The 21,016-nt window shown below is 65.4% G+C and carries 22 protein-coding genes; 12 read left to right on the top strand and 10 right to left on the bottom strand.

Translation table 11 applies throughout. From position 1 onward, the window contains the following. Positions 1 to 445: 445 nt before the first annotated feature. The gene (locus NS6_RS34545) at positions 446 to 598 is read left to right on the top strand and encodes a hypothetical protein (RefSeq protein WP_157112645.1); all 153 of its coding nucleotides are present in this window, start codon (positions 446 to 448) and stop codon (positions 596 to 598) included. Positions 599 to 743: 145 nt separating this feature from the next. Here the strand turns inward: NS6_RS34545 and NS6_RS07015 are convergent, their stop codons facing one another. After that, on the bottom strand, positions 744 to 2,855 hold the full coding sequence (locus NS6_RS07015) for an NACHT domain-containing protein (RefSeq protein WP_068038327.1): 2,112 nt from the start codon (positions 2,853 to 2,855) through the stop codon (positions 744 to 746). 359 nt (positions 2,856 to 3,214) lie between these two features. Between NS6_RS07015 and NS6_RS07010 the strand changes: the two genes are divergently transcribed. Then, a complete protein-coding gene (locus tag NS6_RS07010; RefSeq protein ID WP_068038324.1) occupies positions 3,215 to 3,781 on the top strand; it encodes a histidine phosphatase family protein in 567 nt (188 codons plus the stop codon). 28 nt (positions 3,782 to 3,809) lie between these two features. On the opposite strand, the gene NS6_RS07005 is transcribed toward NS6_RS07010, so the two are convergent. Then, on the bottom strand, positions 3,810 to 4,163 hold the full coding sequence (locus NS6_RS07005; RefSeq protein WP_068038457.1) for a winged helix-turn-helix transcriptional regulator: 354 nt from the start codon (positions 4,161 to 4,163) through the stop codon (positions 3,810 to 3,812). 61 nt (positions 4,164 to 4,224) lie between these two features. Here NS6_RS07005 and NS6_RS07000 point away from each other — a divergent pair, with 61 nt between their 5' ends. After that, the gene (locus NS6_RS07000; protein ID WP_068038321.1) at positions 4,225 to 4,986 is read left to right on the top strand and encodes an SDR family oxidoreductase; all 762 of its coding nucleotides are present in this window, start codon (positions 4,225 to 4,227) and stop codon (positions 4,984 to 4,986) included. A gap of 86 nt (positions 4,987 to 5,072) precedes the next feature. On the opposite strand, the gene lipP1 is transcribed toward NS6_RS07000, so the two are convergent. Further along, positions 5,073 to 6,038, bottom strand: coding sequence for a LipP1 family hormone-sensitive lipase (gene lipP1, locus NS6_RS06995; RefSeq protein ID WP_068038318.1), 966 nt, complete (start codon positions 6,036 to 6,038; stop codon positions 5,073 to 5,075). A 48-nt stretch (positions 6,039 to 6,086) separates the two neighbouring features. Here lipP1 and NS6_RS06990 point away from each other — a divergent pair, with 48 nt between their 5' ends. Both NS6_RS06990 and NS6_RS06985 read left to right on the top strand, forming a co-directional pair. Beyond that, the gene (locus tag NS6_RS06990) at positions 6,087 to 6,527 is read left to right on the top strand and encodes a MerR family transcriptional regulator (protein ID WP_068038315.1); all 441 of its coding nucleotides are present in this window, start codon (positions 6,087 to 6,089) and stop codon (positions 6,525 to 6,527) included. Positions 6,528 to 6,954: 427 nt separating this feature from the next. Next, positions 6,955 to 8,076 (top strand): alpha/beta hydrolase, encoded by a 1,122-nt coding sequence (locus NS6_RS06985; RefSeq protein ID WP_068038312.1) that lies wholly within the window; start codon positions 6,955 to 6,957, stop codon positions 8,074 to 8,076. A gap of 36 nt (positions 8,077 to 8,112) precedes the next feature. Here the strand turns inward: NS6_RS06985 and NS6_RS06980 are convergent, their stop codons facing one another. Continuing rightward, the gene (locus NS6_RS06980; RefSeq protein WP_068038309.1) at positions 8,113 to 8,673 is read right to left on the bottom strand and encodes a TetR/AcrR family transcriptional regulator; all 561 of its coding nucleotides are present in this window, start codon (positions 8,671 to 8,673) and stop codon (positions 8,113 to 8,115) included. A 414-nt stretch (positions 8,674 to 9,087) separates the two neighbouring features. Between NS6_RS06980 and NS6_RS06975 the strand changes: the two genes are divergently transcribed. Continuing rightward, positions 9,088 to 9,960, top strand: coding sequence for a haloalkane dehalogenase (locus NS6_RS06975; protein ID WP_218024250.1), 873 nt, complete (start codon positions 9,088 to 9,090; stop codon positions 9,958 to 9,960). Positions 9,961 to 10,001: 41 nt separating this feature from the next. After that, positions 10,002 to 10,877: an RNA polymerase sigma factor gene (locus NS6_RS06970; protein WP_068038452.1), complete on the top strand. Its 876-nt coding sequence runs from the start codon at positions 10,002 to 10,004 to the stop codon at positions 10,875 to 10,877. Positions 10,878 to 10,948: 71 nt separating this feature from the next. Here the strand turns inward: NS6_RS06970 and NS6_RS06965 are convergent, their stop codons facing one another. Beyond that, positions 10,949 to 11,128, bottom strand: coding sequence for an alkyl sulfatase C-terminal domain-containing protein (locus tag NS6_RS06965; protein WP_068038306.1), 180 nt, complete (start codon positions 11,126 to 11,128; stop codon positions 10,949 to 10,951). Positions 11,129 to 11,463: 335 nt separating this feature from the next. Then, the gene (locus tag NS6_RS06960; protein ID WP_084470804.1) at positions 11,464 to 12,144 is read right to left on the bottom strand and encodes a TetR/AcrR family transcriptional regulator; all 681 of its coding nucleotides are present in this window, start codon (positions 12,142 to 12,144) and stop codon (positions 11,464 to 11,466) included. 90 nt (positions 12,145 to 12,234) lie between these two features. Here NS6_RS06960 and NS6_RS06955 point away from each other — a divergent pair, with 90 nt between their 5' ends. Then, positions 12,235 to 12,744, top strand: coding sequence for a nitroreductase/quinone reductase family protein (locus NS6_RS06955; protein ID WP_245669168.1), 510 nt, complete (start codon positions 12,235 to 12,237; stop codon positions 12,742 to 12,744). Positions 12,745 to 13,753: 1,009 nt separating this feature from the next. Here NS6_RS06955 and NS6_RS06945 read toward each other — a convergent pair. After that, complete coding sequence (locus NS6_RS06945) at positions 13,754 to 14,212, bottom strand: MerR family transcriptional regulator (protein WP_068038297.1); 459 nt, start codon at positions 14,210 to 14,212, stop codon at positions 13,754 to 13,756. Between the two features lie 64 nt (positions 14,213 to 14,276). Here NS6_RS06945 and NS6_RS06940 point away from each other — a divergent pair, with 64 nt between their 5' ends. Next, complete coding sequence (locus NS6_RS06940; RefSeq protein ID WP_068038294.1) at positions 14,277 to 15,188, top strand: NAD(P)-dependent oxidoreductase; 912 nt, start codon at positions 14,277 to 14,279, stop codon at positions 15,186 to 15,188. A 164-nt stretch (positions 15,189 to 15,352) separates the two neighbouring features. On the opposite strand, the gene NS6_RS06935 is transcribed toward NS6_RS06940, so the two are convergent. Continuing rightward, complete coding sequence (locus NS6_RS06935; RefSeq protein WP_068038292.1) at positions 15,353 to 16,219, bottom strand: alpha/beta fold hydrolase; 867 nt, start codon at positions 16,217 to 16,219, stop codon at positions 15,353 to 15,355. A 209-nt stretch (positions 16,220 to 16,428) separates the two neighbouring features. On the opposite strand from NS6_RS06935, the gene NS6_RS06930 reads away from it, so the two are divergent. The 3 genes from NS6_RS06930 to NS6_RS06920 all read left to right on the top strand — a co-directional run bounded on the left by NS6_RS06930 (position 16,429) and on the right by NS6_RS06920 (position 18,514). Continuing rightward, positions 16,429 to 17,046, top strand: a complete 618-nt coding sequence (locus tag NS6_RS06930) for a TetR/AcrR family transcriptional regulator (protein ID WP_068038289.1) — start codon at positions 16,429 to 16,431, stop codon at positions 17,044 to 17,046. Between the two features lie 130 nt (positions 17,047 to 17,176). Beyond that, positions 17,177 to 18,061 carry an alpha/beta fold hydrolase gene (locus NS6_RS06925; RefSeq protein WP_210747315.1) on the top strand — a complete coding sequence of 295 codons (885 nt, stop codon included), beginning with the start codon at positions 17,177 to 17,179 and terminating at the stop codon, positions 18,059 to 18,061. A gap of 27 nt (positions 18,062 to 18,088) precedes the next feature. Continuing rightward, on the top strand, positions 18,089 to 18,514 hold the full coding sequence (locus NS6_RS06920; protein WP_157112644.1) for a hypothetical protein: 426 nt from the start codon (positions 18,089 to 18,091) through the stop codon (positions 18,512 to 18,514). 255 nt (positions 18,515 to 18,769) lie between these two features. Here NS6_RS06920 and NS6_RS06910 read toward each other — a convergent pair whose 3' ends face one another. Both NS6_RS06910 and NS6_RS06905 read right to left on the bottom strand, forming a co-directional pair. Then, positions 18,770 to 19,552 carry an SDR family NAD(P)-dependent oxidoreductase gene (locus NS6_RS06910; protein ID WP_068038281.1) on the bottom strand — a complete coding sequence of 261 codons (783 nt, stop codon included), beginning with the start codon at positions 19,550 to 19,552 and terminating at the stop codon, positions 18,770 to 18,772. Between the two features lie 359 nt (positions 19,553 to 19,911). Further along, positions 19,912 to 21,012, bottom strand: a complete 1,101-nt coding sequence (locus NS6_RS06905; protein ID WP_068038446.1) for a sensor histidine kinase — start codon at positions 21,010 to 21,012, stop codon at positions 19,912 to 19,914. Positions 21,013 to 21,016: the final 4 nt, after the last annotated feature.

Here is a 21,016-nt window from a genome sequence, read left to right as displayed (position 1 = left end):
GTCGACGGTGACGATCAAGTTCCAGCCCGTCATGGTGTTTTCGTTGTCGAACCCGTCGAACTCCACATGGTGATCGGTCATCCCGAAAGCGCCAGGGCAGAACTCGGCGGCAGCCACCGGACTGGCCGTCAGATGCCGTAACCGGGGGTAGTGGTATAGCCCGGCCGGGATCCGGCGCTAATATTGTGATGTCCCGGCGAGCCTCGGCGAGCTGGGGGTATCGGCACTGGAGTGCACATACAAACAGGATCCGGCGCTATGGAACTTGTGCCGACCTGGGCAAACGTTTCCGCCAGGTGGTGCCGACTCCGCGAATTATCTGCGGTAGCGGGTTTACCGCGAGAATCGGGGGCGTTGGCCCCCTCCTGCCGTAACCAAGGTTTCCAATGCCCTGCCTGCTAGCTGCGGACCTGCACCGCAGTCTGCACAGCTGCGGATCATCCCCGTGACCTCGCTCTCAACCACGAAAGGCGTTGCCGCAGTGACGAAGAATCTCGCTATCGCGTTCAACACCGAGCTCGATCCGGATCTGTACGCCGATATCGCCAACACGCTTTGGAAGCAGATAAACGCCATGAGCGACCGTGGGAAGCGCTAGAGGTTCGATTTTAAGCCCGATGGCGACGGAGAGCTCAACAAAAAGATGGATGCCGACTGGGATGAGCTCGGCGAAAAGTGGCGCTGGGTAGCGGCCGGTGAGGCGCCGCTGGGCACGGTAACGGCAGTGTCGTAAAACGATCGCTTTACGACACCGGCTCCTCCACTTGCTCGTTATGGCCGGTGAGCAGGGATTGGCCTGGAACGCTGGAACGTGGTTGCTGGATCCATTGCTGGTAGGTGTCGTGGCGGAACTGATAGGCGGTGCCGTTCACGCGGAGCAGGCCGCTGCGGCGAGCCCAGTCGAGAAATACGGCGGGATGGCTGGGCATCACCTTCGTGAATCGGAAAACGAGTGTCGCGAGGCCGAACCGCTCGGCCGCGAGCCCGGCTACAGCTCCGGTCATGGCTCCGACTGCACTACCGGGTATGAGCAGGTAAGTAGTTACTATAGCGACATTGATTCGGGTGTCCTCGAAACCGCCCAGAAGCCCGAACCCGAGACCTCCCGCCATCCCGGAAACGAGCCAGACAACGACGGTCATACCTGCCGTGGCTTGGATGTTGTCGTGAATGATCCGCCGCTCGTCAGTTACAAGAGCTAGTTCCTGGTTCGGATCCACCTGGAGTCCGACCACGACCCCGGTCACGACCCCGATCAAGATCACGAACGCGACTCCGGCCAGGATCAGAGCATCGAACACGACTAAGTGCAACCTGTCCTCCCCGACAGCGTCGCCGACATTGAGCCCGACCTCGATTGCGGTCCCGATCACATCCTCGACGACGAGTACGACCATGGCTGCGGCCCCGAACACGACCCCGACTAGGGACCCGGCCAATGCCCCGGCCTTGATCCCGCGTCTCCACCGGGAGGGCCCAGGCGCATTCCATACCATCCGTTGAGGCAGGGGAAACCGGATGAGCCCGACCGCGACTCCGACTATGGCCCCGAATACGACCCCAGCTCCGACTCCGACCATGGCCACGAACACGACCCCAGACCCGACTCCGACCGCGGCACCGAAGATGACTGCGAGTATGAGCGCGTGAAGGATGCGGATGCGGTGAGTGCCGGCGATCTCCCATATCTCGTCGAGTCGTATCGCGGTGCCGTTGCGTCCGCCGTCGCGGCGTCGCTGCAGGCAGACCGCCAGTGAACGCATCCACTTCTCGACGTTGGCGGCGGTGTAGTCGCGATATGTTTCGTCGCCCTCGTCGGTGGCGGCGACAGCGGCGGGGATCTGAGCGGCGAACAGCAGGTCACGGACAGCGGTTTCGGTGGAGCAGGAGATCAGTTGTTCTGCGATATGGGGTGTGCGGCCCAGGGTAGAGGCGGTGAGTCCGAGCATCCACGGGTTGTGCACACAGGTGGCCAAGGTCCCATCGGGATGGTCGGTGATGTGGGTGATGACCTGTGTCCAGCCAGGATGGCCGGGGCCGCTGGGACTGGTCTCGCCTCGCTGCGCCTTGAGATATTCGGTGACCGTGCCAACGGCCAGTGGTTGCAGGGTGAGGGTAGTGCCACCGTGGAGGCCGTTGTCGCCGCGCTGGCGGGTGAGTTCGGTAAATTCGGTGGTGCGGCACATCACGATGACCGGACGGCCACGCCACGGGGCTCGGTTGAGCCGGTCCAGCAACGCGCAAGCCCGGGTTCCTGCACTGTCGGTGTCCATTTCGTCGAGGCCGTCGATCACGGGCAGGATCAGTCCGCGTTCCACCACCTCTCGGGCCACGTTGGGACGTACCTGGTAGTCATAGCCGAGCCGGACGATCAACCAGCGAGTGAAGTCCTGCTGCCCATCCCATCCCGCGGCATTGATACGCACTGGGACCGGTTCGTTCGCGCGGGGCGAGTCATCGAGCTCCTGCCGAGTTTTCAGCAAACCCAGCACCAAATACGTCGCGGCCACCGTCTTTCCGCTTCCTGGGGCACCGAGCACGACAACACGTTGCCGGTGGAGGTCCGGATGTCCCAGCTGTTCGAGGAAGGTAGCGATGTGCTTTACCTTGACCGGCCCTGCACCCCGGGACCGCCGGGCCGTAGTGGTGAACTCGACCGGCATGAACTCGTGAGCAATCGCCCGCAATTCTTGTTGCAAACGCTTCTCACTCCGCTGTACTGCGGCACTCAACTCATCGGACAGGATCGCGATCGACGCCCTGTCCGTCACCGGCCGCCACCACCGATACAGCACCATCAGCGGATTGGCCAGCGCCCCCAGCAGACGGAAGATGCCGCCACTCATATCACCCACACGGAACAGACTGCCACCAAACAGATTCCGATGTCGGCCGGACTCGTCGTGGGGACTGTCCGCTGACGCCGAAAGCGCTGTCCGCCGTCGAAGTTCCCCCGGGGCCTGCCCCGTCCTGGTCTACTGCGCCCCTGGCCGCCGGAGCCCCGGGTGCCCAGGATCGCACCTGTTCATCAAAGGTGCATTTCTGAACATGCCCACGCTCTAATTATCACCGACCAGCGATGATGGTCAGCAAAAGCGTTCAAGAATGCATCAGTTGCTGGACAGTGTCGGCGGCCTGCAACGAGCGCCAAGGGTGAGATTCGACGGAGCGCTCGACTTATACGCCGCACGCAGAATGCTGCAACATTTCACCTATGAGGTCCTCGATCTTCCTGGTGCGGCGCGCTCGGTCCGTCCCGCCCACGCTGAATGGACCCAACGAGTATCAGCGGCCGCTGACCGAGACAGGCAGGGCCCAAGCGAACCAGCTCGCTGATTTCCTCGCCGATCTCGACCCCAGCGCGATCGTATCGAGCCCTGACCTGCGCGCGGTCCAAACCCTCGAACCTGCTGCCCGGCAATGGAACCTACCGATCCACACCGACCCGCGGCTACGAGAGTGGAATTCGGGAATCGAACCAACTCCCGATTATGTGCGCCATTATGCGCAGAGCTGGGCCCACCCGCAGTGGGCGCGCCCGGGTGCCGAAAGTCTGTGCGAACCGACCGAGCGGGCGGTGCACACCCTGACCGATATCGTTGCCGGTCTTCAGAGGCGACCCGCCATCGTGGGCAGCCACGGCACGTTCATCGCACGAGCGCTGATCGGGCTCGGATGCTCTGGCGTGAGCTGGGCTTTTCAACAGGCTATGCCGATGCTTGCGATCTACCGGATCGAGATCGGCGGCCCAACCGTTTACGCGGTCGGGCCAGGTCTCTGACCGCAACAACCGGCCGTGCCGAGGTGGTTCAGGGCCAGCGGAAATCGTGAGGCCGATCGGTCCAGATTTCCGACCAATCCCACAGCGGTTGCAGGGCTTCCCCGAGGCGGATCCCGGCGATGGTCAGTTCGTACGAACCTTTCGGGCCGAGCTTCTCCAGCAGCCCGGCTGCCTGAAGTTGCTGGAGCCGGTTCGACAACATGCTCGACGAACAGTTGCCCATCCGCCGGCGCAGTTCCAGGAACCCCAGCGGCCCGGGTTCGAGCTCCCACACGACCCGGAGCATCCATCGCTGACCCAGCAGGTCGATCGCCGCCAGAACCGGTGCATTGCTGGACTCATCGGCCGATTCGGCAGGCTCGCGATCATTTGCGCTTCTCATTTCGAAGCACCATAGTTGCTTCTCGATCAGAAGCATCCGGGCCGAGTGAGGAGAACACCCGATGGACCGAGCGGACCCATACCCGCGACGAATCGTGCTGGTGACAGGCGCCTCACGCGGTATCGGCGCCACCACCGCCCAGCAGCTGGCCGGCCCGGACACCCACGTCCTGGTCAACTACCGCGAGAAGCTCAAACGAGCACAGGCGGTGGTCGATGCGATCACTCGTGCCGGCGGCAGCGCCTCGGTGGTCGGGGCGGACCTGTCCGACGACACCGCGGTCACCGAGATGATCGACCACATCCGAGACCGGTACGGCCGGCTCGATGCGCTCGTGCTCAATGCTTCGGGCGGACTCGAACGTGGCGCCGACCCCGGCTACGCCCTGCGCCTCAACCGCGACGCCCAGGTCCGGCTCGCCACCCTCGTCCTGCCGCTCATACCGCCCGGCGGGCGGATTGTGTTCGTCACCAGCCACCAGGCACACTTTCATGCCGACGGTGGCCCGTTGCCCGACGGGTACGAGCCGATCGCCGCGAGCAAACGTGCCGGCGAGGACGCCTTGCGCGCCCTCATCCCCGAATTCACCGACCGCGGTGTCGGGTTCGTCGTGGTCTCCGGTGACATGGTCGACGGGACGATCGTCATCCGGCTGCTGGAACGCCGGGATCCCGGCGCGGTCGCGGCCCGCCGAACTCATGGACCCTTGCCCACTGTCGACGATTTCGCTGCGGCCATCGTCGCTGCAATCGACGCCCCCGCCGTCAACGGGCACACCTTCCTCGTCGGCGGGCACGACTACCTCACCACCACGATGCGCTGAACCACCGACCCGCGCGGTGTCCACAAATGGATGGTCGATGGACAATCAGTCCGAGAGAACCATCGTTGACCAGCGATGATATGGCCCTACTTTTCGGAAGCCTCGGCGAACGCCCGGCGTAGTGCGGCGGCGGCTTCGGATCGCGCCGTGGCGCTGACTTCGAACGGATGGCGCGCGAACTCGTGGATCATTCCCGGGTAGCGGCTGACCTCGACCGGCACCCCGGCGCGGGCCAGCGCGGCGGCGTACTCTTCGCCCTCGTCCCGTAGCGCGTCGTATTCGGCGGTGATGACCAGCGCCGGCGGCAAGCCGGAATGGTCGGTCGCCAGCAGCGGTGAGACACCGGGATCGAGCTGTTCCTCGTCGCCGCGCAGATAGTTGTCCATGAACCAGTGCTGACCCGCGCGCGTGATGTTTCCGTACCTCCCGGCGAACTCCCGGATACTGACATTGCTGCGCCGGAAATCGGTATCGGGATAGATGAGCAACTGGAAGGCCAGCGGCGGGCCCCCGAGATCGCGTGCCATATGCGTAACGACCGCGGCGAGATTGCCCCCGGCACTGTCACCGGCGACCGCGATCCTGCGGCTGTCGGCGCCGAAACTATCGGCGTGTGCCGCGACCCACTGCGTAGCGGCGAAACACACATTCGGTGCTGCGGGAAATTTGTGTTCCGGCGCCAAGGGATAGCCGACCGAGACGACGACGGCGGCGGCGCCGTTGGCGAGGTTCCGGCACAGGCCGTCATGGGTATCGAGGTCACCGACAACGAACCCGCCCCCATGGAAGAACACCACCACGGGCCGGGGCGCCACACCGGCCGGTGTGTAGATCCGAATCGGGACCTGGTGGCCCGCCAGCGAGATGAGACGGTCCTCGATCGCGGCGACCGGTTCCGGTTCACCGAGCATCGGGATCTGGCGTCGCAGTCCCTCGCGTGCCTGCTCGGGTGTGAAGGTGTGTAGTTCCGCGAAGCCCGCGCGCGAGATCCGTTCCAGATATGCCTGCACCTGAGGATGCAATCCCGAGGTGGGCGTGTTCGCTGTGCTCATGCAGCTATCCTTCAACTTGAAGCACGGTTCAAGTCAAGGAGAACAGGCGTGGAACTACTCGATATCGCCGAGGTGGCCGACCGGTCCGGGTTGGCGCCGTCGGCCCTGCGGTTCTACGAACGGCGCGGCCTCATCGACTCGGCCGGCCGCAACGGACTGCGCCGCACCTACGAGCCGGATGTACTCGATCGGCTGACGCTCATAGACTGTGCGCGTGGAGCAGGTTTCACCTTGGCCCAGATCCAGCGGTTCCTGACCGCGACACCGGACGACACAGAATTACGCGCACACCTCGCGCAACGGGCGAGCCAACTCGACCACGACATCGCCCGGCTGACCCGCATGCGCGACAGTCTGCACCACGCGGCGATCTGCACCCATGAACCCTTGGTCGAATGCCCCCGGTTCAAAACGGCCATCGCCGACACCGACAACGGGCACTCAACGGGCGTCCGCAAGAGGGCTGTTATTGGACAAATAACCGGCTGACTACATCGCTGACCAGCGATTAATGCACGCTCCCGCGTTCAATAATGCATCAGTAGTTGGACACCGGCTCGGCCAGGTGCGGTATCCGGCGGCAGCGACCACCTCATCATGGATTCGGATGACGAAGGCCGGGGAGGTGATCTCGCCGAGCCTAGTTCGTCCCACTCCTTCCCACTCGCCCGTGTTTCGAGCCGGCGGAGATCGGGACGTCCACCCGACAGCCGATCGACCGATACCGAACCCTGTGGGATAGCCCGAAAACCGTGCTCGTCGACGTAGGCAAACGTGGCCGCAACCGCGGACAACGCAGACCCGTGACCCCGCCGCCACCTTCTTGACTGACGTTCAAGAAGCGTTTACCGTAACCGCGACCTGCTTCTTGGGCGACGTCCAAGAAGAGTGGTGGTGGAGCAGGAGGACGCGAGGCATGGAAATCAATGGGCCTGCCGATCGGCGCGAGGCGGTAGCGGTGCAACGGCGTGAGGTCTCGTTCACCTCGGGCCGGGACGAGTGCGTGGCATGGCTGTACACCGCACCCGAGCTGAACGGCCCGCGTCCGATGGTGATCATGGGGCACGGGCTCGGGGCGGTGCGGGAGATGCGCCTGGATGCCTACGCGGAACGGTTCGCCGACGCGGGGTGGTCGGTGCTGGTGTTCGACTACCGTCACCTCGGGGCCAGCGGCGGAGTGCCCCGCCAGCTCCTCGATATCGGCCGCCAACGCGCCGATTGGCATGCCGCCCTGGCCTTCGTACGCACACTGCCGGAGGTCGATATCGACCGGATCGCTGTGTGGGGCAGCTCGTTCGGCGGCGGGCATGTCCTTCAGGTCGCCTCCGAAGACGCCCGAATCGCGGCGGTCGTGGCTCAGTGCCCCTTCACAGACGGACCGGCGTCGTTGCGCTCGCGCATCCGGACCGGCCCGCTGAGCGCAGTAGCGCTGACAGTGGCCGGCATCCTCGACACGATAGGTTCCTGGATCGGCGCGAAGCCGATCTTGTTGCCGATGGCGGGGACGTCCTGGATGCCCGCGTTCGTCGCCTCGCCCGACGCCCTCGCCGGCGCTTCCGCACTCCTGCCTGCGGGGACCCGGCTCTCGCGGCGCACCAGCGCGTTGTTGAAACAGCTGCCCTCGGTGCGGGCTCAGGTGTCGAAGAACATCGAGCTCACCGAGATCGGCGGTGGAGAAGAACCTGTGACCGGTGTCGGTCGCGACAGCATGTGGGGTGTACTGCGCGGCCCGGACGGTGAATTCGATGCCGCCAACGCCCTGGCCGCACGGCTGGTGCTGCGCCTTCCGCTCGATCGGCCCGGTCGCGCGCTGGCTCGCTCGCGCACCCCGACGCTGCTGTGTGTCTGCGACAACGACGCGGCCGCGCCCGCGAAAACCACGAAGCGTCGCGCGCAGGGCCTGGCGCACGTGCACGTCCAGAACTACCCGTGTGACCACTTCGGCATCTACCTGGGCGAGCACTTCGAACGCGCCGTGCGTGACCAACTCCGTTTCCTGGCAACACAATTCGACTACACCGAACGCGCCACGCAGTAGGTCGCCCTGGCTCGTGGACGTGCGTGGACCACGCACTCAGTCGGCGGCCGCGGCAAGACCGCGAGCGCTGTTCAGCAACGTCTCGATCACCGCGCGCCGCTGAGCCTGGTCCGTCGGATGCGTCAGCAAGCCCTCGACAACGAAAACGCCGATCGTGACCAGCGGATCCACATCGTCAGCGGGCACGGCGAGCTCGATCAGCTCTGCCCGGAACAATCCCTCGGCCAGTGCATGGAACTGCTCGTGCCATTCCTTGATGGACGCGGACTCCTCGGCGCGCGTGTGCACCGTGCTCACCAATCGACCGAGTTGCTCCAATTCCTCGACCAGCCACAACAGTCGATCAGCCAGCCCCGAGCCCAGCACTTCGCTATAGGAGGCCATCGAGTCGGCCAGGACCGCATCCAGGACCGCGATCAATACCGCGTCCTTGTCTTGGAAGTACCAGTACAGCGTGTTCGACACCACTCCGGCGTCGCGGGCGATCCGCGTCATCGACGCCGCGTCGTATCCCTGCTCGACGAACAACCGCCGGGCAGCCACCACGATCTCCGCGCGCTTTTCTTCCCGATCCTGCGGACGTCTGTTGCGAGGCATCTCCAGTCCTGACCTAGTACCGGCCCCGATGCTATCTTGACCGGCCCCCAAGAACGGCCTCGGCAGGCGAACGGTCAAGAAGGCGAGGTCGCGTTCGTGACCCGCTTATCGCTTGTCGTGGCGATCGAGGACCGGTCGAACGCAGAGCCGCCCCATGCTGTCCAAGCTAGGTGAGGCAGATCACTATCTGGTTGTGTCACGGCCGTCGACTTCCGGTGTCGAGAGAGGTGTATCAGTCATCGACACCCGCCCACCGCAAAGGGCGCGAAGGGGATCAGTATGCGCAGGCACCTTCGCTCGGCCACACCCCATCCCGGTCGGCCGGTATCTCGACGGGCACTGCTCCGGGGTATCGCTGCAGGGATCGCCATCGCCTCCTGCGGATGCGGATCGCCCGATAACAAAGGCCAAAGAGTGGATACCGCAGAAGTTCTCGACTCGCACATGTCCTACACCGAAATCGGCGCCGGCAACCCGTTCGTGTTCCTGCACGGCAACCCGAGCTCCTCGCATATGTGGCGCAAAATCTTGCCCCACATCGCTGGCGGGAGGCTGCTGGCGCCGGACCTTGTCGGCATGGGCACATCCGGCAAACCCGATATCGGCTACACCTTCGCCGACCACGCCCGCTATCTCGACGCCTGGTTCGACGCTCTCGACCTGGACCGTGTCGTCCTCGTCGGCCACGACTGGGGTGGCGCGCTCGCCTGCGACTGGGCCGCCCGTCACCCGGAAAGGGTGAGCGGACTGGCCTTCTTCGAAAGCATTATCAAACCGATGGCATGGGCAGAACTTTCCCCGCAAGCACGCACCCGGTCCGAATCCATCCGGACCCCGGGTATCGGCGAGGAGATGGTGCTCGAGCAGGACCTGTTCATTCGCCAAGCCTTCACCGGGGGTGTCCTCGAGCCCGTTGACGAGGCGGATCTACAGGCATACCTCGCGCCCTATCCGACCCGGGACAGTCGCCGGCCCATCCTCGCCTGGGCGCGCCAGATACCGCTCGGCGGTGATCCCGCCGAGCTCGTCGCTCGCATCGAGGCCTACGACCGGTGGCTGGCGACCAGCACCGGCACGCCGAAGCTGCTGATGACATTCGAAGGGTCCCCCACGCTGCTCATCGACGAAGCGGTGGCCGACTGGTGCCGACACCACATCGCGGCACTGGATGTCGTCGCTTGTGGCCGGGCCGGACATCACGCCGCCGAGGACCGCCCCGACGAGATCGGCACCGCAATCGCCCAATGGCTACAGCGTCACGCCCTCACCGGAACGCAGAACCGGTGAACATCATTGCGCCTACTCCGCCGCAGGTAGACGATCTATTGATGACCGACGACGCGCCAACCGGCCTCAGCTCAGTCGACCCGAGCGAGGTCGCGCTCGTGGCCGAAGCCATCGACGGCGACGCCGTCGCGGCCGCCGAGGTGATGCGCAGACTGCAGGATCCGATCTACCGGCTGGCGCTTCGGATGACAGGGCGGCCCGCCGACGCCGAGGACGCCACACAGGAGATCCTGCTGCGGGCGTTCACCCGCCTCGCCACGTGGCGAGGCGAGGCGAAACTGCTCACCTGGGCCTACCGCATCGGCGTCAACCACCTGCTCAATCGACGAAGGCAGTCGATACAGGAGGCGGCGCAGCTCAGTCTCGACGCCTTCGGTGACGCGCTGGCCGAGGGATTGGCAGCTGACCGCCGGGGACCCGATGCGGAGTTACTCGCCACCGAAGTCCGCCTCCAATGCAGCCAAGCGATGTTGCAGTGCCTGACCCGTGAGGAACGGATCGCGTTCGTTCTCGACGACGTGTTCGGTGTCGGATCCGCCGATGCCGCATGGATTCTGGACCTCACCCCCGCCACCTACCGAAAACGCCTCGAGCGGGCCAGGAAGCGGCTACGCGCCTCCTTGACCTCGACCTGTGGCCACGCGAACGAGCAGGCCCGGTGTCGGTGTTCGCGGCGTATCGCCCATGCTGTGTCGACCGGGCGGATAGATCAGCAGCGGCCGGAACTGGCTACCCACCCCATCGCCGACGGAGGCCGTAGTGCCGCGGAAGCCGAACAGCAGATGATCGCGCTACACGACGCTGCGGCGGTGCTCCGCGTTCATCCGGACTATGCCTGCCCCGACACGAAAGTGAACGCCGTTGCCGGTCTCTTGAAATCCGGACAGTTCTCCTTGCTGTCCGGCGAATCCGAGTAGCTATCCGGACGGGGTATCTTCTGCCCGGTTCGGTTCCAGGATGAGGCCGGCGAGTAGGGGTTTGGGTCCGGCTATGGCCAGCTGGGCGTGGTCGGCGTGGGTGGGCGGGCGTTGAGGACGCCGTGGCGGATCCACATGGCCCAGTCGCCGCCGGAGTCGGTGAACGTGAAGTCGATGGAGATGTCGGATTGTGCGGCGGCTTCACCGATCACGTGGACGCCGGTGTAGTCGAAGAGGAGGTCGATGGGCATCGCGAGGATGGTGTCGAGAGTGTCGGTATTGATCTGGCCCTGGGCGGGACTTTACGACATGTTTTTTGGACAGTTGCCGTTTTCGGCCGACCTGGGCAATCGGTCGCCGGAGTCCGTTTCGAGTCGAGTGTTCAAGAAACGATGATTTCATGAACAGATGCGGTAGCCGGCGTCGTCCCCGTGCTCGCTGCGCCCAGTGCCGAGTTGGGCCGGGTTTGAATTTATCACCGATCTCGGTGAATCGCCGCTGCATCTACACCACTGAATCGAGGTGCAGTTCTGGGGATTCGACTGTGGGCTCGGAGGTGCGATATGGGATCAGCCTGTCTCCGGTGTCATGCACTGGGCGCAGGGTGCGACGGCTTGCTTTTCTCGGAGGTTCCGGCCTGAGGTCGGGCGATGTCCGGTGTGGCATCGGCGGGAAGTGGTTCGCGGTGGTCGGCGCGCAGGCCGTCGAGGGAGATCCGCAGCAGCCGGTGCCACATGTGCGGGCGACACTCGTCGGTGACCTGGACAGCGTGGCCCAGCGAGACCAGCAGGAGCAGCAAGTCGTCAGCGGTCACTCCGGGGCGCAGCAGGCTCGTGGCCCGATCGCACAGTTCCGCGAGGACCAGGCGAAGCTGCCCGAGACCGTCGGGGTCGGGCGTCGGCAAGGTCAACGCGAAGTGCTCCATGATCGCGCGGTGGTGTGCGTAGCCGGTCAGGGCCTGCTGATAGAAGTCGATCAATGCGGCCCAGGGATCCTCGGCGTCGGCAGCCGCCGCACGCGCGGATTCCGCCCACTCAGTGAAGTCCCTGCGCAGGACCGTCTGCACGAGATCTTCCTTCGCCGGAAAATGCCGGTACAGCGTGCCCATGCCCACACCGCTGCGGCGGGCGATCTCACGGACATCGACCGCGGTGCCCTGCTCGGCCAGCACGGTCGAGGCGGCCTCGATGATCGCTGCGCGGTTGCGGATCGCATCCGCCCGGGGCGCACGGCGCCGACTGACGCTTTCCGGTTCGGCTACTGCCATGCGGCCCAGCATAGGCCATTATGCGGAGCATGCGCTCCGTTTCGTGCTAACTTAGAGGAGCAAATGCTCCGGATAGTGAAGAGGGATGCCGTGTCCGATCCGTCCATGACCGCCGCCTACGAGGCCGAGAACCCCGACATCAACAGCTGGAACGCCCGGATCATCGCCGAGGTCCGGGCGAACGCCGGATATGCGGCATGGAGCAGCGAGGCGGAATTCGCTGCAGGCCGACCCGTCCCGCCCCGCGTCCCTGGCTCGGGCGAGGGCATGCCGCTCATCCTGGTACACCACATCGGGGCCAAGACCGGTCGTGCACGGATCAGCCCCTTGTTCTACCTACCGGTCGGCGACAACTGGGCCGTCTTCGGCACCCATGGCGGCAGCCCGCACCATCCGGCGTGGTATCGCAATCTCATGGCGAACCCGAGGGTCACCGTCGAGGCGGGCACGGAAACAGTGCCGGCCGTAGCCCGGCTCGCGGAAGGCACGGAGCGCGCGCTGATCTGGGCCGAACAGATAGCGCTCGTCCCGAAGTTCGCCGAGTTCGAAGCAGCCGCCGGCCGGCAGATTCCGGTAGTCGTGCTGGAGCGAGTGCACTAAGTAGACCGAAATCAGCGGCCCGTTCGCATCCTCGAGTGCCGGACCGGCAGCCACCGGTGCTGCGGCTGCACCCGAGTGCCACAGCCGCTGTTCATCAAAGTGGTATTTGCGGGCATTCCGGAGCCCGAATCATCGTTGAACAGCGATGATGAACCCCGACAGTGTCCAGGAATGCATCGGTTGATGGACAATCTGCTCCTACTGCGGAGGGATCAAGGCCGGTGACCCTGCGCTCGCGGGCTTGGCCGACCAGATGCGGCGACTTGCCCGATAGTACGCGGATGCGTCGCCACGGATTCGGCCTACGGGGACATGATGCGCGAAGTTCTCGACTACATGATCGCGCGGCACCCGACGCCGACCGAATGGTTCGACCCGTTCGTGTGCAGGAGCTCGCTGGCCGTCGTCGGCTCGTAGGAAGGGGTGATCGCTCGGCCGGCGCCACTGGGGTGCCACGTCGGCCCGATCCTCAGGTGCACCGGCGGGTACCAAACGCCTCGCCACACCGGAACTCCAAGAGCCAGCGGGTTCACCGGAAGCTCCTGGGCCAGTGAGATGTCGGCCGTGATGCGACGCACAGGTGGCAGCTCCTCGTAGGAGGGGAGAAGATCGGCCACCATCGCCAGGCAATCCCGCTCATCGAAGCCGGTCACACCGGCGTACGGCCTGGTCCACCAGAGAACTGATCCGTGGTCTGGATCGAATTCGATCCAGAACCGTCGCACCGTGGGCATGCACGCCCTCCTCCTTTTGGGCACTCACCACCGAGTGCTTCACGATACCGAGTTCGATCAGCGAATTCCGCTCGATAGTCGGCATGATGGGAAGTGCAAACCCCTGCGATTCCCGCCCATATCCGGTCTCATCGGCGCCACCCGACGGTGCGAGAACACCGCCACAAACGCTGCGAGTCACACCGGGGCTTTCGTTTGCCGGAGCGCGTTTCGGCCCGGCTGTTCAAAAAGCGATCACTTGATGAACGAGCCACCGACCACCGAACCTGGTGTGGTCATCGTCGGCGGGTGGGGCTGGGGAGTGCGTTGTTCAGCGATGCGTCGATGCCGGCCGAAGCGGTGCCGTCGACCGCGTGGCAGGCAACACTCTCGGCGGCTGCGGGAGACGGCGTTGCGGCCACGATGACGTCCAGGACGGAACGCGCGGCCAGCAGATCGGCCACCGCCTTGTCGATTCGCTCCTGCTCCCGGTGCAGGTCGGAAAGCATCTCGGGGCACGCGGGCGCCAAGCCTTGGTCGTCGTCGATCATGCAGGGCAACAGCGTGGCGATCGTCTGGGTGTTGAGTCCGGCCGCCAGTAGCGTACGGATGTTCTGCACTGTCCGGACATCGTCTTCGCGGTACTCGCGATATCCACTGGGGCGCCGCACAGGCCGTAATAGGCCTTGCTCCTCGTAGTAGCGCAGAAGGCGCACGCTGACGCCGGTTCGCTGAGACAGGGCTCCTATGCGCATGTGCCGACCCCCATACGGATTCGAGTTGACTCTCACATTGATGTGAGAGTTTAGCGTAGCCCGCATGACACCGAAGCACGCAATCGAACAGCATGACAACCAGGTCGGCCTCGTGGGCCTCGGGCCCATGGGCCTGGCGCTGGCCGACGCACTGTTGAATCAGGGACATTCCCTCACCGTCTGGAACCGCACCCCGGGCAAAGCCGACGGCCTGGTCGCACAGGGCGCCGGGCGCGCGCAGACCGTGTCCGAGGTGGTCGCCGCGAGCCCGATCACGATCGTGTGCCTGAACGACTACGAGACCATGTATCGGGTCTTCGAACCCGCTACCGCGGAACTCGACGGCCATGTCCTTGTCAACCTCAGCTCCGGGACGCCGAGCGAGGCGCGCGCGGCTCTCACGTGGTCCGCCGAGCACGGGATCGACTACCTCGACGGTGCGATCATGGTGCCGCCGCCGATGGTGGGCCAACCCGACGCGGTATTTCTGTACAGCGGTGACCAAGGCGTTTTCGATCGGCACCGCGCCACGTTGGCGAGCGTGGGAGACCCGCGCTACCTCGGAGCCGATGTAGGACTGGCGGTGCTGTACAACACCGCTTTGCTCGACATGATGTACGCGACCATGAACGGCTGGCTGCACGCGACCGCTCTGCTCGATTCCGCGAATGTGCCGGCGGAGAAGTTCGCCGAATTGGCTCTCGGCTGGTTCATGCCGAGCGTGGTCGACTACGCGTCACTGGCCGAGCTGGCGCCGGCCCTGGACGCCGGCGACTACCCGGGCGCCCTGGGCACTCTGGAAATGAATCTGAATGCGCTGGAACACATCACCCGCACCAGCGAAGAGCAGGGCGTCCACTCCGGCTCGCCGCGGCTGATGAAAGAGATAGCCGAACACGCCATCGCGGAAGGTTACGGCGGACGGAACTACCTCGCCGTCTACGAGCTGTTCAAGCAGGCGAAGCCGCGTTCGTGACCCCTGATCGCTTGTCGTGGCGATCGAGGACCGGTCGATCGCAGAGCCGCCCCGCGGTGTCCAGCCCAGCCGGCTCGGACAACATCGGCCGTGGCGAGCCGGTCGGAATGAGCGTGAGAGTACGTCCACGGCAAGGGGCCTTCTCGAAATTCGCTGATGCGGCGTCAGGCCGGCGAATCCGTTCGCCGGAGGTGTTCGAGGACGAGGCTGCGGACGGGTTCGATGTCGGCCAGGAGGCTGTGTCCGGCACCAGGGAGGATCACCGTGTGGGCCCCGGCGCGCCGCGCGACCTCCGCGGCCGCCTCCGAATCGTGCACCTCGCTCGCCCCGGCCAGTGCGACGAGGGTCGAGACCGGCAGGCGGGTCAGCCCGTCCGGCAGGTGGGGATAGACGATCGGCGAGGCCGGGAAGTGCGCGGCTCCGTGAGCGAGCAGGTCGAAGTAGGCCTCCAGGTGTGCCGGCCCGCTGCCGGGCGTGCCCGGTGCCAGCGCCGCGCGGGCGTTCTCGAATGTCGGGTGTGGGTCGCGGTTCCGGCCCAGCTCCTCGAATTCGGGACTGAGTCCGGCGAAGACCAGGGGCGGATCGAGCAGGACCAGCCGTCGCACCCGTTCGGGATGGGCGAGCGTGAACCGGAGCGCGAGGTGACCGCCCAGGGACTGGCCGCACAGGTCGGCCCTGGATAGCCCGAGCAGGTCGAACGTTTCCGCCAGCCAGTCCACGAGATCGTCCATGCTGGTCAAGGCTGCGCCGGTGTGTCGACTGCGGCCCGGCTCACCCATGATGTCCACGGCCCGCACACGATGCTCCTCGGCCAGTGAACCGACAACCGGATACCACATCCCGGATGTGCCACTGTATCCGTGGAGCAGGACCAGCGACTGTGCTGCGGACGGGCCGGCGGAAGTGACCCGTGTCGTTCCGTACCGCCCCGGAAGATCTGTCGTCTCGACCGGTACCGGCCAATGTGCCATCACCGCGTCGTAGGCCCCGAAATATGCTGCCTCCAGCTCGGGTGCGGCGAATGCGCTCATCGCGCACTCTCCAACTCGAATCGCCGGTGCTCACCCAGTAGGAGCAGGGGATACGGTGCAGCGTAAATCCCTGTACTCGACTGGTAACGGTCCGCCATGGGTGCTTCAACCGTCCTCGGCCGGGGACTTCGGTCAGTCATCCTCACCACTCCCTTTTTCAAGTCAGCTGTATTGTGTCAGGCGTATGGAGTCGGATGGAAGGGGGTCGCGTGCCCAAACAGGTCGATCACCGAGAACGTCGCGAAACCATCGCGCGCGCCCTGTGGCGGGTAGTGGAACAACAAGGTTGGACCCGAGCGACGATGCGTGAGATCGCCCGCGAGGCGGACGCCTCCCTCGGGCAGGTCCAGCACTATTTCAGCTCCCGGACAGCGATGCTCGTATTCGCTATGGAGTTCGCTTCCGAACAGACCTCACAGCGCGTCACCCGGAACCTCGACCGCCTCGGCTCACCTCCACACCCGCGCGACGTACTGCGAGTGACGCTCATGGAGATGCTCCCTCTCCACCCGGACGCCCGCGCCACCAGCCGTATGAGCGCCGCCTACACCCTCGAGGCCTTGCACGACCCGCAGTTACACGAACAGGCCCGCCTCGGACTACACGACGGCAGAGCACTGACCGAACGCCTGATCAGGCAAGCAATCACCGATGGCCATATCCCCGCGGATCGTGAACCGGCCATCGAGACAAACCTCCTGCTTGCGCTGACCGGCTTCACCCCGCTTCTCGACTTCGACGTCATCGATCCCGATGCCGCGCTGACCGCCATCGATTACTACCTCGACAAACTCTTCGCCTGCACGCCGCAACCTCCCGAGCGGTAGGGACCCCCGAGGTCCACTTTCGAACAGCGGCCGGATGCGTACGAAGCTGCGCTCAGCCGAAGGTTGCCCTTGCCTTACCTGGGATAATGGTAATTGTGAACGAAGTCGGAGGTGCAGAGGTGCGGGTCTGATGGGACCCGACTCCGTTCCGTACGGAGGCATGCGGGCGACCGGGACACGGGAGATCACCGTGCGCGGCCGGCGGGCTCGCTATCTCGATGAAGGGACTGGGGTCCCCACGTTGCTGATCCACGGGACGGCGCGCAGCCTCGAAGACTGGATCGAACAGCATCGGTTACTCGCCGACCGCGGGCTGCGGGTCATCAGCGTGGATCTGGCCGGCTATGGCGAATCCGAGCCACTGAGCGAGCGATACAGCCTGCCCGCGCTGGCGACGTTCCTCGAAGACTTCCTCGGCGCCTTGGGAATCGCGGAGCCGGCCCACGTGGTGGGCAACTCACTGGGCGGGGCCGTTGCCATGCAGCTGGCCGCGCAGGCCCCCGGTCGGGTTCGCTCGCTGATCCTCCTCGCCCCAGCCGGATTCGGCCGAGAAGTCGCCCTTTCACTACGGATCCTGTCGATCCCCCCGGTGGGCCGCCTGGCGGTACGCACGTGGAGTCCGAAGACCTCGAGGCGCATGGAAAAGTCACTGTTCTGCAACGTCACGATGGTGACCGACGAACGGATCCAACTCGGGTACCGCCTGGCCCGCCGACCGGACGGGGCGCGGGTTCTCATCGAGACCCTGACCGCACTGGGTGGCCCGAGAGGTGTCCACGAGGGGTGGCGCACGGCCCTACTCGAAGTTATGGCCGCCAGCGGGGTGCCGACGCTTATCGTCTGGGGCGACAAAGACCGTATTCTGCCCTTTGCGCACCTCGACGCTGCTCGGAAGCGCCTTCCGCACGCCCACATCCACCTGTTCCGCGATACCGGGCATATGCCACAGATCGAACGCGCCGACGAGTTCGCGGCGCTGGCGACCGAATTCTGGGCGGGCCTTTCACCGGCATAGCGAGCCGAGTGTCTCGAAACCTTGGTGATGAGACAACTGACTTGGCGGTACGTGCTGTCGACGATGGGTGTGAGCATTGTCGACGTGCAAGTTGAAGGTGTTGACGTCGAACGGGTTCAGCAGCAGCTGAAAGAGTTCAACTCGGGCTGTCTCGCGGCGATCCGGAACCCACTCGGGCGTCTGCCGAAAGACCAGATCGAATCCGCGTCCCGTTTTCATCCCGTTTGGCCGCGCTTCAACCCGTTCGACGTGGACCTTTCCCCTTTCGTCCTTCGAGCGCCAAACCCGGATCCCGTGGTGGAGATCTTTCTGACAGCCGCGGCACCCGTCCGCCGATTCGTTGATGTTCCAGCCATCCCACAGCCTCCGCACAGCACAGCCTGGCGACCGACCTTTTCCGTAGAATCGACTGCAATACGCCGTGAATTCGGGGAGGTACCGTGCTCGGCCTGATGGCCGGGGCCGCTGCGCTGCTGGGGCTCGCGGTACGAGATACCTTCGGACACACCGCGAGCCTGGGCCTGCTCGGGGTGTCCGTGCTGCTGTTGATGGTCGCTGTCGCCAGCCGGTTTCGATATCGCCGTGGGCGCCGGCGGGCCAGGTTGCGGTCGGCGGCCGCGGGAGTCTGGTTCCTCGGCGACGTCGGCGGAGTCAGTGGCGGCACAGACGCGGCGCAGGGTGCGATGGCGGGGGCGGTGGCCGACGCTGTCAGAGAGCGTGTCCGCCGGCGACCTGTAGTACCTGTCCGGTGACCCAGCGGGCCTGGTGGGAGGCGAGGTACACCACGGCGTCGGCGATATCTTCCGGTTCGCCCACCCGGCCCATCGGCACTATTTTCCTCGCTTGCGCGAGGATGTCCTCGTCCATCCAGCCGGTCTGGACAGGGCCCGGGGCGACGGCGTTCACGCGGATTCCGCGCGGTGCCAGGTCCAGTGCCGTGGAGCGGGTGATTGCTTCCAGCGCCGCCTTGGATGTTCCGTAGCCGGTCTGGCCGGGGAAAGCGCGTGCGGCGTCGGTGGTGATGTTGACGATGCTCAGCGGGTCGTCTCCGTGGTGGAGTCGGGCCGCCTCGGCGGTGAGGACTGCGGGGGCGACGGCGTTTACCCGGTAGTGGCGCTCCATCGATGCATGGGTCAACGTGTCGACGGTGTCCGGGGTTTCGCAGTGGGCGGCGTTGTTGACCAGGACATTGATCGTGCCGGTGCGGGCGGCGACCGCATGCACCAGCCGGGTTGCGCCGTCCGGTTCGGACAGGTCGGCGCTGATGACGAAGGAGTCGTTGCCCAGTTCCTTCGCGAGTTTGTCCGCTTCCTCCGCGGCGGGAGTGATGTGCGCCCATTCGGCGCCGGGCGGGGCCGGCGGATCCTGGTCGAGATGGTGGATCGCTACGCGTGCCCCTTGGGCGGCGAACGCGCGGCTGATCGCTGCACCGATATTGCCGGAACCGCCGGTGACCAGGACGGTCCTGCCGGCCAGGCGAGTGTTGATCATCGAGTCTCCTCGGTAGTGGTTCGGGTCTGCCGGTTTCGTGGACGGCGAGCACGAACGCTGGAGGAGGTCCACGGGCAGGAACCGGCAGCGCATACCGGAGACGAGGCGGCAATGATCGCGCGCGAGAAGTGGGGAAGCAGAAAACGAACATCAACGCCCTGATCAGAGACAGTTTTCACCCGCGGGGCTGCATGCCGCGCACGCGGGGACCGATGCTCGTCAGGAACGCATGTGGCGATAGTACACACACCGGCCGGCGCAGTTGACCCAGCGGCACCGGTTACCGATACCGACTCGAGGACCGGAGGTGCCACCGGATCCGCGAACCAGCTGGTGACGCTGCTGCAGACCGCGTCCAGCTACGCCGGCGGCAACCTGTGACAAGCTGCAACCGGCAGCTGCACGGTGCACCGGAGCCCGCCGGAGGGCCGGGGAGCGAGGGCGAGGGTTCCGTCGTGGGCTCGGGTGATGCTGTGGACGATTGCCAGGCCGAGCCCGGCGCCTGCGTGATCGGCGTGGAGGCGTTCGGTGCCGCGGCGAAACGGTTCCACCAGCGTGGATACCAACTCCGGCGAGAGTTCCTCGCCGGTGTTCTCGACAGTGAGCACCACCGCGCCGGGGTGCGCGCCGGTCGTGACCCATACGGTGCCGTTGCCGGGCAGGTTGTGCACGATCGCGTTGTGAACCAGGTTCGTGGTCAACTGCAGCAGGAGGGCAGGTGAGCCGATGGCCGGGGTGATGTCGCCGGAGGTTTCGATGGTGATACCGCGTTTTTCGGCGAGGGGGAGAAGTGTTTCGGCGGCTTCTTCGGCCAGGAGGGACAGGTCGACGTGTGCTCGGGTGAAGGATCGCTGATCGGCGCGGCCGAGCAGGAGTAACGCCTCGGTGAGGTCGATCGCTCGGGTGTTGACGGTATGAAGTCGTTCGACGAGCTCACCGGTGTGGCCGTCCGGGTCGTTGCGGGCCACGTCGAGAAGTGCTTGCGTGATCGCCAGCGGCGTGCGGAGTTCGTGGGAGGCGTTGGCTGCGAATCGCTGCTGTTCGGCTACATGGTCTTCCAGCCGGGCGAGCATGGTGTCGAAGCTGTCGGCGAGTTCGCGGAATTCGTCGCTGCGGCCCGGCAGCCGGATCCGCTGGGAGAGCGACCCGCTCGCGGCCGTCCGGGTGGCCTCGGTGATTCGCGTGAGTGGAGCGAGCATCCGCCCGGCGAGAATCCACCCGCCCACGAGACCGAACACCAGTATCATGATCGCCGCCGGGACGAAGACGGCCGCACCGAAGCTGCGTGGGTCGAAGGCGCGTCGGAAGTCGGACAGATCGGGAACGAAGAGGGCGTTCGACCTTCCTCTCAGGAGGAACACCCATACAGCGGCCAGCAGCAAGGCGCCCGCGAGCATGAGGAACCCGACGTAGCTGAGGGTCAGTTTGAGGCGAACGCTCAACCCCGGCGCCCTGTCCACGGCC

This window comes from Nocardia speluncae NBRC 108251, assembly GCF_001613245.1.
Taxonomy (GTDB): Bacteria; Actinomycetota; Actinomycetes; order Mycobacteriales; family Mycobacteriaceae; genus Nocardia; species Nocardia speluncae.
This window is presented reverse-complemented; position numbering and strand designations above follow the sequence as displayed.